Source organism: Methylocystis parvus OBBP (assembly GCF_027571405.1).
In the GTDB taxonomy this organism is placed as follows: Bacteria; Pseudomonadota; Alphaproteobacteria; order Rhizobiales; family Beijerinckiaceae; genus Methylocystis; species Methylocystis parva.
The window spans coordinates 1-13,766 of the sequence record NZ_CP092970.1 but is presented as its reverse complement, the minus strand read 5'-3'; the positions used below and the strand labels follow the sequence as shown (position 1 = coordinate 13,766).

Genomic DNA, 13,766 nt, shown 5'->3' with positions numbered 1-13,766 from the left:
CTCCGCCGCCTTGTTCTGTCCCAGGCGGCGCGCTTGTCGCGAACAGCCATAGGTGGGGGACGCTCATCCCAATACACCCGAATACCCACGTCCCGACGACTCAAACGACGCTACGACGAACAGGCTCGCTATCGCCGTTACAGGACAGGGGCGCGTTCATGATTCATCATTCTGTGTTGAGCTCGCGCGCGGACGGCGTGAGCGACGGAAACAGACCCCCGGCGTCCGTGGGATATCCCGCGGTCGCCATAGCGCGGGCCTTGGCCTCGAAATAGGAGCGCGACCAGTTCAGGCGCGCGCCTTGTTTCGATTGACCGACCGTCTCGGCGATGCTTTCAAGGCTGATCGGACGGCCGGCATTGCCCCAATTTCCTTCGGTGACCTCGTCGATCACCGTGAGGATACTACGGCCCGGATCGGACACGCCAGCGACCTCGGTGATGGCGGCGGCGACCCAGGCGTGGACCTCATTCTTGTGGTCGATGTTCATATAGCCCTCTGGAATGGAGATATGGACCAGGAACTTCCCGGGAGGCGAAACATAGTCGTCGCCAGTGCTGCCGCCGATCCACCAGTCGTCCTCAGCGAAGGCCGTGAAGAACACCCATGCGAAGCCACGGCCGCCGGGCGTGTTGGCGCCGCCCTCCATCTGAATCAACACATCGGTAAGTTTCTTTGCGAGCGCGGCCTTGGCCTCTTTGTCGAGGCGGCCGGCGGCATATCGAACATCCATGATGGGCATGGTCTGGCTCCTTGGTCGCGAAATGCGCGCGTCATTGGCTGGAGGCGGTCGTCACGCTACCTCGGCCTGTTCCTTTTCCCAGGCGCGAACCCGCTCGTCATGGATCATCGCAGTTTCAACGATGAGGACGTCTGTCGTGTCGGCCGCTTCGAATTCGACTATTTTCACTCCTGCGACGCCAAGGCTGTCGCGTCGACCTAATACAGCGTCACCGCACGTTAGATTTCCATCGACGACGAAGATATAGACGCCATGTTCAATCGAGCGCGGCGTGTAGGTAAATGTCCCCTCGCGATCTGTCGCCAAACGCGACACGCGCAGGTCCTGCGGAAATGGTAGAGCGCCGTCGGCGTCGCCAACCAACTGTATGATTTGGTTGCGGCGAGTGCGCAGATCGAAATGGCCGCGATGATAGGCGGGCGGTAGATAAAGTTGGCTCGGCAGCACCCAGAGATAGATCGCGTTCATGTCCTCGGGGCTGATGCTCAGCTCGCAATGCTTGCCGCCGGAGCCGGCCGAGAAGATGTAATAATCGCCTTGCCGCAACCGGTCGACCGTCCCCTCACCCGCGGTGTTGATGTGGGTCAGCTCGCCTTCGAGCACGAAGGCGCAGATCACGAAGTTATGGTGGGGATGCATGTTGTAACCGCAGCCGGCTCCGTGGAAGGTCTCGTCGCCGAAGACACGGATCGGGCCGAAGCCGGGGCGACCACCTTGATATTGATGGAAATTGAAGCTGGACTCGCGGCTGATGAAAGCGCCGGGATGTCCCGCCACATAGGACGACGCCGCACCATCGGAGCGGATGACGTCATGGCCGCGCTCATGGGCGCGAAGTACAAAAAAACGAGTCATGACTTTCCCCCTGCCTTCCGAGCCGATCAAGCGTTCTGGGCGAGTTGCGCGCCTCCGGCGGCATAGCCGATGACCACCATTTCAAATTGCGCCTTTGCCGTTCCGCAGTCGGGGCAGGCCCAGTCTTCGGGCAGGTCGGCCCAGCGGGTTCCCGGCGCGATCCCGTGTTCCGGCAATCCAAGCGCTTCGTCATAAGAGAACCCACATCCAAGACAAATCCAGCGTTTGAATTGCTCTGACATTATGGCCTCCAATAACCGCCGCAATGCGCGACAGGTGCAGCCTATCATTGAGCGGGCGCGCGCCCCTGTCCATTGATTGCGTCAGAACGCTAGGCAAAGCATCGTCAGAAGTGGTGCTAAATCCGAATTATGTTTCTCGTCGCCTCTTAGCCAAAATGAACTCGTGCTGCGCCAGACCAGCTACATGTCGGAAATATCGAGACCAGTCTTCTTCTGCGACGCCAGCCTCATCTCGCGCAGGACCCATTTCTGTGCGTCGTCCGGGATGAAAAAGCCCCCGATCCCCGACGAAAAGAGCAAGTCAAAAACCTGTTCGGAGACCCTCGTCAGCTCTCGCTCCATGTCCTCGCCCGGCTCCGGCTTTGGGGGGATCATGATGACGATCGTGTCATCCGCCTGCTCGATGATCTCGATTTTCAGATCGAGGCCCGGCGCGTAGCCGAACTGCTCGCACACGCTCCCGACCGGGTCGGCGAGCAGCTTGGCGCGATAGTCAGGATCGGTCGCGATGCGCTCATAGTATTGTTCGACGAAATCGGCGTTGTTCACTGTCGGTCCCCCTCTTTGCGGGCGGCGTTGCGCAGGGCCAGAAGCTTGAATTTGGCGGCCACGGGGACAAGCCAAATCAACAGCCCCTTGCTGGACCAGAGGTCCATCTGATTGAGGGGCGCCGTCGCGGGCTCCGAGTGAGGTGCCCGGGCAGGCGGGATGGTGAAGTAGATTGTGTCCCGGCGCTGCACCACCACTTTCACTTTGACGCCGGCGGGGACCTCGACGCCCATCGACCTGAGCGCCTCGACTGGGCTCCTTTCCACTTGGGTCGCGAAAGTGTCGTCCGTCCAGACGCGCTTGGTCAGTTCTCGTTCGAAATCCCCTGACACGGATGTCTCCTCCCATCGCGCTTCGGTCATTTTTTGCGCCGGGCCGACAATGGCTTCGGCTGGCGGCGGCCTTGCGCACGGCTCAACAGAACCGCAGGGCGGCGTCAGCTTCAAACGAATTTTCGGGGATTCTCGCAGTCCTATTATGACGAGGACGAACTTCGGCGAGACAACTTTGAAGTCGGGGTAGCCAAGGGGGTGAAAGACTGTAGCGGGTTGGGGAATAAGCTAACTATCTGATTTATTTGCGTGGTAGCGGAGGGCGTTTCAGCCAGGGACTGTCAGGAATCTTGTGTGCGGGAGTCTCACCACTGGAAGCAAAACCCGGGCCCGTCTCATGAGGCCAACAGTTACGATCAAGCGGACGCCTCTGATAGCCACGATTTTCGGGTTACTTATCGCGGCGATCGCGGGAACCACTTTTTCCCTCCAACGCCAACTCGCTGAACACCGGTGGGTCGAGCATACGCTCGCGGTACGAACATCCTTTCTACAGGCGCTTTCGACACTTCAAGATGCTGAAACTAATCAGCGCGGTTTTTTGCTGACAAACGACCAGGCGTTTCTAGGTCCATATCGAGCGGCAGTGGGCCGTATTCACACTGACTTGAAGATTTTTGATACTGAAGTCGGCGACAACCCTGCCCCTTTCTTCAAACGGCTTCCTAATGCCGGGCATTGGTGGCCAACGCCTTGGCCTGACCTATTTGAGCGCTTAGTTCAAAGCAGGAGGCGTGAATGCAGGAAGTAAAGAAGGCCAACCGCGGCTTCGCGTCTATGTCCCCGGAGAAGCAGCGCGAAATCGCCCGCAAGGGCGGGAAGTCCGTTCCCAACGAAAAGCGCAGCTTCTCTCAAAACCCTGAGCTCGCGTCGCGCGCCGGACGCAAGGGCGGGCAATCTGTCGACCCCAGCAAGCGTAGCTTTGCGAGAAACCACGCGCTCGCATCGGAGGCGGGGCGCAAAGGAGGTCACGCCTCTCACGGTCACCGAGATCCAACGGCGTGACTGCGGCCTAAGTGCGGGCCAGCGCACTCAGGCCGCTCGACGACAAGAGGCGACCTCGTCAGCGATCGGGAATATCGCTGCCAGTTCCGGGCGCCTGCAAGCTAAGCAAGGCTGAGGCAAAAGGACGCGCGCCAATGCTTTGGCGGATTGGCGCGAGGGGCACAGGCACCGTCGATGCGCGCTCGATTGTCCGGGGTGCGTTCGCGACGGCGAGAATCGCAAGCCATGGTCAGCCCTCGGGAGATTCGCCTCCCTGAAAGCATGGCCTCGGTCATCGCTCATGCGAGCAAAACACATCGCTCGGCGATTAGGGTCCCGGAGTGAGCTGGGTCGGATCATTTGTGAACCGCTCGGGGGCGTTTGCCCATATTTTGCAGACGTATTCATGCGGCGTGATGAACCGCCCCGGGTTTGCCGAAGGCCCCAACTCAAGCGGATGCCTGATGCACCGTTCGGGTCTTGGAGACCGTTCCGCTGGTCGGTCACGCTGTGGGGGATCGCGTGCGAAAGGTGATGTATTGCTTCTTCTTCTCCTGAATGGACGAAATCCCCGCGCCGAGTCTTGGCCAGGATAAATTTTCCCTCGGGAAATTTCCTCTGGAAGCCGCCGCGGCGCCTTCCCAGCTGCTTGCGACGGTTGTCACGTCTCCAAACCTATCTGCCAGCAATTCGCCTATCCGTTCGGCCCATTGCGGCACTGGCGGTTCTATCCAGCGTGGCGTCGAGCACCTTGTAATCGGCGCAGTCTTTTGGGCAACAATTGACGCTCAGCCACGACAAGACCTTTCACGTCCTGATCACCAACGCCCATCCTGCATCTTCCTTTGCCGCTCGGTCTCGCGGGCGCTGATGCCTGGCTCAGGAAAAGAGCCCTCGGTCGGGATAGCGCCGCCAGGCTCATAGGTGGCGATCACAGTTCCCTCGGCGTAACCTTATGGTCGACCATCCGGAGTATGCGCGCCGGCGTGCCGTCCCCGAACAGGCGCTTGCCACGCCCAAGCATTACCGGGAAGGTCATTAGCGTCAGCCGATCGATCAGACCGGCGGCGAGCAGGCCCGGGTAGATTGCGCTCGACCCCTGGATGATGAGGTCGGGGCCTTCGCTCTGTTTGAGCGCCGCAACGTCGTCAACGCCACCAAGACGGTAGCTGTTTTCCCACTCCAGCGGCTGGTCGCCTCGGGTCAGCACATGCTTGCCAGCCCGTGTGAAGGCCCTGCCCATCTCTGCGCCGTCGCCCTCGACATAGGGCCAATAGGCGGCGAAGATATCGTAGGTGCGCCGCCCGAGCAGCAAGTCATACTCACCGGCGAACAGCGACCCTATCGTCTCGAATATGCCGTCGTCGGCAAACCTGAATAGCAAGCCGCCCTCATCAAACCCACCTATATAGTCCTCGGTGGGGCCGCCCGGAGCCTGCATCACGCCGTCGAGCGAGAGGAAGACCGCGCCGGCGATCCTACGCATCGGCGTTCTCCCCACGGCGCGCTGCCTCGATCTTGGCGATATCGATCTTACGCATCGTCATCATTGCGTCCATTGCGCGCTTGGCCGCCGCCCTATCGGGATCGGTCGTCGCCGCAAGCAGCGCGCGCGGCGTAATCTGCCACGAAAAGCCCCAGCGGTCGCGGCACCAGCCGCACATGCTTTCTTCGCCGCCATTGCCGACGATCGCATTCCAGTAGCGGTCGGTTTCCTCCTGGTCGTCGGTCAGGATCATGAAGCTGACCGCTTCGTTAGGCTTGGAATGGGGCCCGCCGTTCAGCCCGATGAACGCGCGGCCGAGCACTGTGAATGCGACCGTCAATTCGTCCCCCTGCTTTGCCGACGGATTGTCGTTGGGCGAGGCGTTGGCGGTGCCGACATGGCTGTCGGGAAAGGTTGCGGCATAGAATTCGGCGGCCTCGCGCGCCTTGCCGTGGTCGAACCACAGGCAGGTGGTGAGCTTGTCGGACATGATCCTTCTCCTCGGTAAGCGGTTGTAGGGTCGATTGCGCCGCAGCCCAATCTGTTCCCGCGCCAGGTTTGATGGCCGAATGGTGACGGATTGGTCACGCCCTCGAACGGCAAGGGGGAGATCAAATGGGCGCCTTGGTCAATCACTGACAGCCGCCTTTCTTCAAACCTCAACCCCGTCCTCCGCACAGGGAATGTCATCCGCCCCCTCTTCGTCGTTTAACCAGAGTACCTCATCGAGCGCGGCTTCGACGCCCTCATCGACGCTTCTCGTCTCGTCGTTCTCGAGTTCGTCGAGCTCCGGCAGATCGCGCAGGCTGCCGAGCGCGAAGACTTCGAGGAAGCGGGCGGTCGTCACCCAGGCGATCGGCGCGCCAGGCTGAGGGGCGCGGGGCCCAGGCGTGATGACGCCGAGGCTCTTCAACCGGCCGAGAATGTCGCGACTGATGTCGTGGCCAGCAAGACGCGAGAGCTCAGCGCGGGTGACCGGCTGCTGATAGGCAATGGCCGAGAGCGCCAGCATTTCGAGTTTGGTGAAAGACGGCGGCCCGGCATCTTTTGCGCTGCCGAGCGCGCGAAGCGTCTCGGCATGGCGCCGGCGCGTGCGAAACTGCCAGCCTCCGGCGACGAAGACGATTTCGTAAGGTCGCCCTTTGAGCTCCTCGTTGATGTCAGCGATGAGCGCGTCGAGGTGGCAAGCGTCGCCGACGAGCCCGGCGAGCGTCTGGCGCGCGACGGGTCGCGCCGCGGCGAAGATGGCCGCCTCGGCGCGCATCATCCATTCGCGCCAGCGCATCCCGTCGGGCAAGTCGGACAGGTCGCGATCAAGACGGGCGGCGCCGGCGCGGCTCATAGACCATAGATCCTGAAGGTCTCACGCCCTGTGAGCTCGCGCGCGGCGCCAAGCGCGACGAGGCGGTCGAACAGCCGCCGCGCCGCGCGATCGGAGAGGCCGGCGTGGGAAGCGGCGGCGGCGGGCGTGACGGCGTCGTCAGCAAGCAGCATCTCGACGACGCGCCCTGCGCCTTTCGCGCGCAACATCGGCGCGACGGCGAGGACCTTCTGCGCGCGTCGCGCCAGATCGACGGCGAGCGCATGGGCCTCGACGACCGCGCGCCCATAGGCGCGCGCGACGGACTCGGCCCAGTTGTCGTCCGTTGGTCGCGGGCGGCTTGTCCTTTCCCTTCCCATTTCCCCTGACCCTGCCCCGCGCCGCAGCGACGGATGCAGGATCGCGACGGCGAGCAGCGGAATCGGCCGCGCCCAGGCCAGACGGCTCGCCAAAGCGAGATCGGCGACCACGAAGGCGAAGACTTCCGCGTCGGCAGCGATGGGGAAGGGTTTCATCGCAGCCGCGCTGGCCCGCGCTGCGGCCATGAGCGGGTCGGGTGCCGTGACAGCAGCGGCGGCGAGCGCGCTGGCGTCAATGGCCACACTGACCTCCAGAAGCTCCGCCGCGCGCAAGATCGCCGCATCGAAGCGCCCGCCCTGCGGCGCATAAAGGCGGAAGACGCGATGCAGGCGACCGGCCGGGCTCGTTTCACCGCCACCCGGAAGATGCTCGGCGTCGCGAAGCGCGCCCGCATCCTCGCGCAGCCGCGCCAGCGTCGCGCAGGAATCGGCGGCGCGCAGCGCGAGCCGTTGCCGCAAACAACCGGCATAGACCGGCTCGCCCCCGTCGGCGCCGCGCAGGATCTGGTCGAAAAGCGCCAGGCCAGCGCCGGCAGAAAAGGCGGCCGCACCCGGATCAGCGCCCTGGGATCGCGCCCAGCGCGGAAGCGGTTGAATTTCGAGGCGGATCGCAGGCGTCACCGCCTCGGCGCGACGCGCGCGGGGGACTCGCTTTGCGACGGAAATGGGCGCGGACGTTGACATCGAATCAAGCAAGGACATGGGAAGAATCGTAGCCCACGGCGGCGCTTTGTCACCTGTTTTCACGCAAAATCCGCCGGGCTTGTCTTGTCTAAAACATGTCCGATAATGTGCGCTTATCGGACATCACCGCGCGCGCGGCGAACCCCACCGCGTTTCCGGGCGAAAGCGCTCGAAATCGCCCGAGGCGAGCGGTCCGAGGCGTCGGATTTTTCGCGCGAAACGACACGAGACCCTCAAACGGGGCGCCAACAGAGGATGAGATGGCTGATCCGGAAGACAATGAAGCCGGCGACGCGCCGCTCATGGAGCGGACCCCCTCCCCCCATCTCGCCGCGCTCGGCGAAAGGGCGCGCGACTACGCCCGCAACGCCCGCTCGGAGAACACAAGGCGCGCCTATGACGCCGATTGGCGCCAATTCGCCTCCTGGCTGCGCCGCTCCGGCCTCGATCCCCTGCCCCCGGACCCGCAGACCGTCGGCCTCTATCTCGCCGCCTGCGTGCAGGATTCGCCCGGCCAGCCGGCGCTGAGCGTCTCGTCGCTCGAGCGCCGGCTCTCGGGAATCTGCTGGCGCTACCGCCAACTGGGCGAACCGCTCGATACGTCGGATCGCCATATCGCCACCGTGCTCGCCGGCATCCGCCGCGCCCATGGCCGCCCGCCGGTGCAGAAGGACGCGATCTTCGCCGACGAGCTGATGGCCATGCTGGCGACGCTCGACAACGATCTGCGGGGCCTGCGCGACAAGGCGATCCTCGCGCTCGGGTTCGCCGGCGGCCTGCGCCGCTCCGAAATCGTCGGACTCGACTGCGGTCCCGGCGAAAGTGAAGACGGGACCGGCTGGATCGAGGTTTTTCGCCCCTCGAATGGGGCCGGAGAAACGCCGGAAGCGCGCCCGTCGGATACCGCTGGCGAGGGCGGTCTGCTGCTCACCATCAACGGCAAGACCGGCTGGCGCGACGTCGAAATCGGCCGCGGCTCGCGACCCGAGACCTGCCCCGTCGCCATGCTCGAGACCTGGCTGCGGCTCGGGCGGATCAGCCGCGGGCCGGTGTTTCGCCCCGTCGCCCGCAAGAACGGCGGCGTCTCGCCCGAGCGCTTGACCGACAAACATGTCGCCCGGCTCGTGCAAAAGACCGCGATCGCCGCCGGAATTCGCGGCGATCTTCCCGAAGGCGAGCGCCGCCTGGCCTTTTCCGGCCATTCCTTGCGCGCCGGCTTAGCCTCCTCGGCGAAAATCGAGGAAGCGCATGTGCAAAAGCACCTCGGCCACGCCAGCGCCGAAATGACCCGCCGCTATCAGCGCAAACGCGACCGCTTCAAGGTCAATCTCACCAAGGCCGCGGGGTTGTAAGGGGCGAGCCTCTTGGCGACGAGCTCTTGCATGCGTGCGACTTGCGCGATAAATAGTCCCTCAAAAGGGATATGTTTTTTAGTCATGCCGCACACCGCCGCCAACCTCACGCCCCGAGAAGTCGCCGAGCTCGCCGGCGCGCCCAAGCGCTCGATCGAAAAAGCCGTCGAGGAGAAGGTCCTGCCCGTTCATATCGGCGAGATCGCCGCCCTGACGTACGGAAAGAACGCCAAGGCCCGGCGCTTCCTGGGGCTCGAGAGCGTCGCCTATATCGCGCTGATGCGCCGCCTGCGGGATCTCTCCCTGACGATCGCCGGCAAACGCAAGCTGGCCAAAGCGCTCCAAGCGTTCGACCTGCCCCGCCTCAAATCCGCGAAAATCGAACTCGCGCCATCTGTCACAGCTGACGTCGGCGAACTCGCCGGCGACGCGCTGGAGCGCGCCGATCGCTATCTGCGCGCCCGCGATGCGTGGATCGAAAGCGTCCCAGGCATCAAGGGCGGCCTTCCCGTCATCAAGGGCACGCGTCTGACCGTGCACGCCATCGAAGCGCGCGTCGCCCATGGCGACACTTTGGACGAGATCGCCGCCGAAAATCCCGATCTCCCGCGCGAAGCCTTGGAGGCGGCGCTGTTGTTCGCCAAGGCGCATCCCCTGCCCGGCCGGCCGCCGAATATTTCCCGCCCGGCCGCCTGAGACATGCGTCTCTTCATCGACGAATGCCTGTCGCCCACATTCGCGCGCCAGCTTGCCGAACTTGGGCACGACGCCATTCATCCGCTGCATGGCGGCCGGCGCGGCCAGCTCGATCACACGGTCAAGGACGCCTGCATTGCAGAAGATCGGGTGATCGTCACCGAAAATGTCGGCGACTTCAAAGCGCTCCTCGGCAAGGAACCTATTCACCCCGGCCTGATCGCATTGCCGCAAACCGGCCGAGTGCAGGGATGGGCGCTGATCCTCGCGGCGCTGGCCTTCCTCGAGCGGCAAGGCCGCGATCCGATGGACGCCTTGGTCAATCATTGCCTCGAATTCGACGAGACAGGGAAACCGCGACTTCATCCGCTTTTCGCGCCCGATTGAGACGTCATCCCGCCCTCTTGCGCTCGCGCGCCGCTTTGGCGGCCTTGCCGCGTAACAGCGCCATCAGAACAGGTCCGAGCGAGAATTCCCCTTCCCGCGCCTTGGCGGTCAAAACCCGCAAATAGCCGCCTGCGGATTTGATTTCATCGCCGCGCTGCAGGATGGCTGCAATGACGATCGAGGCGTCGTGTTCCCCCATCACCTCCAACGCCTGCCTCCATGCGTCCGGCGAGATGCCGAGCGCCGAGCGCACGATCGCCGCCGCGTCGACGAGATCGCGCCAGCATGAAATCTCCCCGCCTTTGCCGTAGTCGACAATGTCCGGACAGGCTTGCAGCACCATCCCGAGCGGATAAGGTCTGGGCGTCAGGGGTGAGCGGTGAGCGACCTTAGGATCAAGTTCCCCAACTTCCCAATCCGCTGCCCTATCGGCTTTCGCTTCTTCGCCCGTTGGCCCGGGCGGTTCGACCCTGCCTTCTTGAAGGCTAGGTTCAAGATCAGAAATATTTGTGGTTTGATTCTGTATGTGCCGCTCAGTTTGAGACTCATTGCCGCTCATATTTTGGCGTTTCACGTGAGTTTCCAGCGAGTTATTGATTTCGCTGGCAAGGGTTCCTAGTTCCTGCGCCAAAGCCTCGAGATCAGCCCGTGTCATTTTGCGGGCCAGGCGACCGGACAGCGCCTGATAGTCGCCGTCGCAAGCCTCCCAGTCGCCGGGAACGCCCTCTTCCATGCCTGCCTCAATCATCTTGGCGATGTCGCGTCGCATCAGGGTGACTTTTTCGCGGAGCAAGGCCACCGCGCGGTTTTCCGCGCGCACCTCTTCGGCGAGATTTTCGATCTCGCTGGCGCGCGCGATGAGCGGCGTCAGATCGAAGCCGAAGGCATCCTCGATCTCGCCCCCCTCCCCTCTTCGCGCGAAGCGTTTGCCGTTGGGTGAGTCGCGCCGAATGATCAGGCCGGTGTCAACAAGCGAAGCGAGATGACGCCGCAACGTCGCCGGCGCCATGCCATGAGCCCGGATCGACAGCTCCCTATTTGAAGGGAAGACAATGATCCCGGTGTCCGAACCACTTTCCGACGCCTTAACGTCCTTCTCGGGCAGTGTCAGCGCCGTCTCCTGATGGAAGCTCAGCAACGCGTGCAGCACCGACAGCGCCCGGTCGGTGACGCCGAGCGGCGCTTTTGCCTCCGTCAGCGCCCGAAACAGCCGCCATTTGTGGACGACGGTTTCTGAGGCGTCCGGGCGGGACGCGAATTCTTTAGTCGCCGCCTGGTTTGCCACCATGGCAAGCGACAGCGATCGCCGCCCGAAGGGCGTCGTTGTTTGTCTTTGCATGATCCTTTGCCTCGTTCAGGCAAAAGAAATCCGCTCGCCGAAATAGGCGCCAAAACTCTTGACTGTGATTCGCGGAAGTGGGATTCTCGGAGTGCTTAGATCAGAGAAAGGCTTCCGGGCGGCGACGTTCGGGGGCTTTTTTCTTTTGCGGTTTAATCTCCTGATTCGCTATTGATCTTCGTTTCCCTGAACGCCCTGTAGAGCGTATCCAGGTTGGACGAGATGTATCGGCCGAACTCGCCTGCATTTTTTGATTTGAGCGAGAGGTTGAAGCTGTCTCCGGTATTCCGGTAGCTTGCGGCCACTGTCTTGTCTTCTGGTGCCCAGGACGCCGCTTCGATCCGCCCTCGCGCTGGCTTTCGCGGATTCCTCCCGAGTGCCTTCAGCTGCGCAAGCAGATAATTGAACCTATCGATCGCGTCTTTGGAGCGAAATTCTTCGGACTTTACGATGGAGATTGCGGCTTCAGCCTTCTGCGGCTGCTTAACCTGCTTCTTGAGTTCTTCCCACCTATCGCGACCAACTGTTCTGGCAGCGCCGATCGCTTCGATCACCGGGGGAGGAACCGTCTCCGCGATGGAAAGCATTCTGGACATCAAAGTGTCATCGATCGTCAGGGCCGATTTAATCGTTTCCTTCCGCTGTCCCATATCGAGAAGCTTTTTGGCGAACAGGGCCTTTTCGATGAAAGACAGATTTGCGCGTGCAGTGTTTTCCTGTCCCTGCGCGACAATATGCGCAATATCCTCAAGATTCTTGACGACGGCGCGAACGGGAAAGCCAAGTTCTCTGGCGACCCGTGCGCGACGGTGCCCGAATACGATCATATAGCGACCTTTGATCTGCGGATGCGGCCGCACGAGGATCGGGGTCGATTGCCCATGCTCTCGGATCGCCTCCCGGAGATGAACGTAATCTTCATCGTCGTCTTCGATGCGATCGGCGATGAAAGACTGATCCAGAACGGCGACGTCGAGTTCGACGATCGACTCCCCTGCGAGCATTTTTTTCGCGTTTTCCGCCATCTCGTCGATGGAAAGCATCATCGAGCGCGACGCCCCACGCAGCGCGTAATCGTGGCGGGCGACAGCGTCGGCCTTCGACGTCTCTGCCCCGGTGATGCTCGTGAGGAGGTTCTTGCGGGCCACGTCAGGCTCCTTCCTCTTGCGCCAATCGCTTGAGGTTTCGGGCGGTTTTACCATTCTGCACGGCTGTCAAAATCTGGCTCATTTGCGACCCCACGCTTTGTGGACGAGAGCCGCGATCTCCTCATTGACCGCGTTCAGCGCCTCTAGGGCACGGTCATAGGTGGCGCGGGTGAATTGGGAGCGCTCGACCTCATACAGGGTTTGGTTGGTGATGCCCGCGTCCGAAATGGCGGTTGATTTCACCATTGGGTTTTTCAGCATCTGCTTTGGAAAAAGCGCTTGCATGAATCCGACCATCTGCGCCTGAGGGCCGTCGGTTGGCTCGTAGCGCGTGACGAGATAGCGAAACCACTTGAGGCGGACGTCAGCTCCCGCGCTGCTGATCGACTGAAGGATCCCGCCCAGCATGAGCAGAAATTGGCTCATGGACATCACATCCAGCATCTGAGGATGGATGGTGATGAGAACAGCGGTAGAGGCGGTCAGAGCGGTTAAGGTGAGATAGCCGAGCTGCGGAGGGCAATCGATCACCACTATATCGTAATTTGCATCGACCTCCTTCAAAGCGTCGGTGATCCGGGTGAAAAACATCCGTCCTTCGGCCGAGGACTTGTCGGAAGCCGCGAGGGGGGTTTCGTATTCGTATTCCTGAAGTTCGAGATTCGCGGGAACAATGTCTAGCCCAGGAAAATTCGTTCGCCGAATAACCTCGGAAATCGGCTTCCGAGCGTCGTCGTAGCGGAGCGCCTCATAGAGTGAGGGATTTCTGTCGAGCTCGGGCTGGATGCCGTGGAGCGCGGACAGGGACGCTTGTGGATCAAGGTCGATCGCGAGCACGCGATGACCCGTAAGAGCAAGATGTTGAGCTAGATGGGCCGCCGTCGTTGTTTTACCGCTGCCGCCCTTGAAATTGACGACCGCGATGACCTGAAGACGCTCCCCCGCGCGTCTGTATGGCACGTATTTTTTGAAATCAGCTCTGCCATGACGGTCAAGATACTGCCGCAGCTCCAACATTTGCTCGGCCGTATAGGTTCTGCGTCCCGAAACAGAGGTTGTCGGAGTGGGGCCCTTGCCTTCGAGATGAAGCTTCTTGATGTTGGATGGCGTCACACCCAAAAAATAGGCAACCTCCGCCAATGAAAAGGGACGGAGGCTCTTGATGGCATCCGGCGGATAATGCTCCAACCGAAGCATATTCAGCTTGTCCGAGATCAACTCTCCCTGTTCGAGAATGGTCTCGTAGAAGCTGAACCCTTCAGTTTGGTCGATTGCTGTCATCACGTTCAT

General features: G+C 61.9%; 17 protein-coding genes. 5 read left to right on the top strand and 12 right to left on the bottom strand.

The annotated features are described in order from the left end of the window. Positions 1–166 precede the first annotated feature (166 nt). The 5 genes from MMG94_RS20930 to MMG94_RS20910 all read right to left on the bottom strand — a co-directional run bounded on the left by MMG94_RS20930 (position 167) and on the right by MMG94_RS20910 (position 2,750). Positions 167–742, bottom strand: coding sequence for a tautomerase family protein (locus tag MMG94_RS20930; RefSeq protein ID WP_016920714.1), 576 nt, complete (start codon positions 740–742; stop codon positions 167–169). Between the two features lie 51 nt (positions 743–793). Further along, positions 794–1,597, bottom strand: a complete 804-nt coding sequence (locus tag MMG94_RS20925; protein WP_244415416.1) for a pirin family protein — start codon at positions 1,595–1,597, stop codon at positions 794–796. A 26-nt stretch (positions 1,598–1,623) separates the two neighbouring features. Further along, a complete protein-coding gene (locus MMG94_RS20920) occupies positions 1,624–1,839 on the bottom strand; it encodes a rubredoxin (protein WP_016920716.1) in 216 nt (71 codons plus the stop codon). A 180-nt stretch (positions 1,840–2,019) separates the two neighbouring features. Beyond that, on the bottom strand, positions 2,020–2,388 hold the full coding sequence (locus MMG94_RS20915) for a hypothetical protein (protein WP_016920717.1): 369 nt from the start codon (positions 2,386–2,388) through the stop codon (positions 2,020–2,022). Then, positions 2,385–2,750: a hypothetical protein gene (locus tag MMG94_RS20910; protein WP_016920718.1), complete on the bottom strand. Its 366-nt coding sequence runs from the start codon at positions 2,748–2,750 to the stop codon at positions 2,385–2,387. The genes MMG94_RS20915 and MMG94_RS20910 overlap by 4 nt, the downstream gene beginning before the upstream one ends. Before the next feature lie 307 nt (positions 2,751–3,057). Between MMG94_RS20910 and MMG94_RS20905 the strand changes: the two genes are divergently transcribed. Together MMG94_RS20905 and MMG94_RS20900 are read left to right on the top strand one after the other, a co-directional pair. Continuing rightward, positions 3,058–3,471 carry a CHASE3 domain-containing protein gene (locus MMG94_RS20905; RefSeq protein WP_081495678.1) on the top strand — a complete coding sequence of 138 codons (414 nt, stop codon included), beginning with the start codon at positions 3,058–3,060 and terminating at the stop codon, positions 3,469–3,471. Further along, on the top strand, positions 3,459–3,725 hold the full coding sequence (locus MMG94_RS20900; protein ID WP_016920719.1) for a con-10 family general stress protein: 267 nt from the start codon (positions 3,459–3,461) through the stop codon (positions 3,723–3,725). The genes MMG94_RS20905 and MMG94_RS20900 overlap by 13 nt, the downstream gene beginning before the upstream one ends. 910 nt (positions 3,726–4,635) lie before the next feature. On the opposite strand, the gene MMG94_RS20895 is transcribed toward MMG94_RS20900, so the two are convergent. From MMG94_RS20895 to MMG94_RS20880, 4 genes are all read right to left on the bottom strand, one after another. After that, positions 4,636–5,190: a dihydrofolate reductase family protein gene (locus MMG94_RS20895; RefSeq protein WP_016920720.1), complete on the bottom strand. Its 555-nt coding sequence runs from the start codon at positions 5,188–5,190 to the stop codon at positions 4,636–4,638. Continuing rightward, positions 5,183–5,680: a VOC family protein gene (locus MMG94_RS20890; RefSeq protein WP_016920721.1), complete on the bottom strand. Its 498-nt coding sequence runs from the start codon at positions 5,678–5,680 to the stop codon at positions 5,183–5,185. The genes MMG94_RS20895 and MMG94_RS20890 overlap by 8 nt, the downstream gene beginning before the upstream one ends. Before the next feature lie 162 nt (positions 5,681–5,842). Then, on the bottom strand, positions 5,843–6,532 hold the full coding sequence (gene scpB, locus MMG94_RS20885) for an SMC-Scp complex subunit ScpB (RefSeq protein ID WP_016920722.1): 690 nt from the start codon (positions 6,530–6,532) through the stop codon (positions 5,843–5,845). Next, positions 6,529–7,572 (bottom strand): DUF1403 family protein, encoded by a 1,044-nt coding sequence (locus tag MMG94_RS20880; RefSeq protein ID WP_016920723.1) that lies wholly within the window; start codon positions 7,570–7,572, stop codon positions 6,529–6,531. Before MMG94_RS20880 ends, scpB begins: the two co-directional genes overlap by 4 nt. A 242-nt stretch (positions 7,573–7,814) precedes the next feature. Between MMG94_RS20880 and MMG94_RS20875 the strand changes: the two genes are divergently transcribed. The 3 genes from MMG94_RS20875 to MMG94_RS20865 all read left to right on the top strand — a co-directional run bounded on the left by MMG94_RS20875 (position 7,815) and on the right by MMG94_RS20865 (position 9,989). Next, the gene (locus MMG94_RS20875; protein WP_026016375.1) at positions 7,815–8,906 is read left to right on the top strand and encodes a site-specific integrase; all 1,092 of its coding nucleotides are present in this window, start codon (positions 7,815–7,817) and stop codon (positions 8,904–8,906) included. 84 nt (positions 8,907–8,990) lie between these two features. Next, positions 8,991–9,602: a DUF433 domain-containing protein gene (locus MMG94_RS20870; protein ID WP_016920725.1), complete on the top strand. Its 612-nt coding sequence runs from the start codon at positions 8,991–8,993 to the stop codon at positions 9,600–9,602. A 3-nt stretch (positions 9,603–9,605) separates the two neighbouring features. Further along, a complete protein-coding gene (locus MMG94_RS20865) occupies positions 9,606–9,989 on the top strand; it encodes a DUF5615 family PIN-like protein (RefSeq protein ID WP_016920726.1) in 384 nt (127 codons plus the stop codon). 4 nt (positions 9,990–9,993) lie between these two features. On the opposite strand, the gene repC is transcribed toward MMG94_RS20865, so the two are convergent. The 3 genes from repC to repA all read right to left on the bottom strand — a co-directional run bounded on the left by repC (position 9,994) and on the right by repA (position 13,766). Further along, positions 9,994–11,328, bottom strand: a complete 1,335-nt coding sequence (gene repC, locus MMG94_RS20860) for a plasmid replication protein RepC (RefSeq protein WP_081495679.1) — start codon at positions 11,326–11,328, stop codon at positions 9,994–9,996. 152 nt (positions 11,329–11,480) lie between these two features. Beyond that, positions 11,481–12,476, bottom strand: coding sequence for a plasmid partitioning protein RepB (gene repB / locus MMG94_RS20855; protein WP_026016376.1), 996 nt, complete (start codon positions 12,474–12,476; stop codon positions 11,481–11,483). A 78-nt stretch (positions 12,477–12,554) separates the two neighbouring features. Further along, positions 12,555–13,766 (bottom strand): plasmid partitioning protein RepA, encoded by a 1,212-nt coding sequence (gene repA, locus MMG94_RS20850; protein ID WP_016920730.1) that lies wholly within the window; start codon positions 13,764–13,766, stop codon positions 12,555–12,557.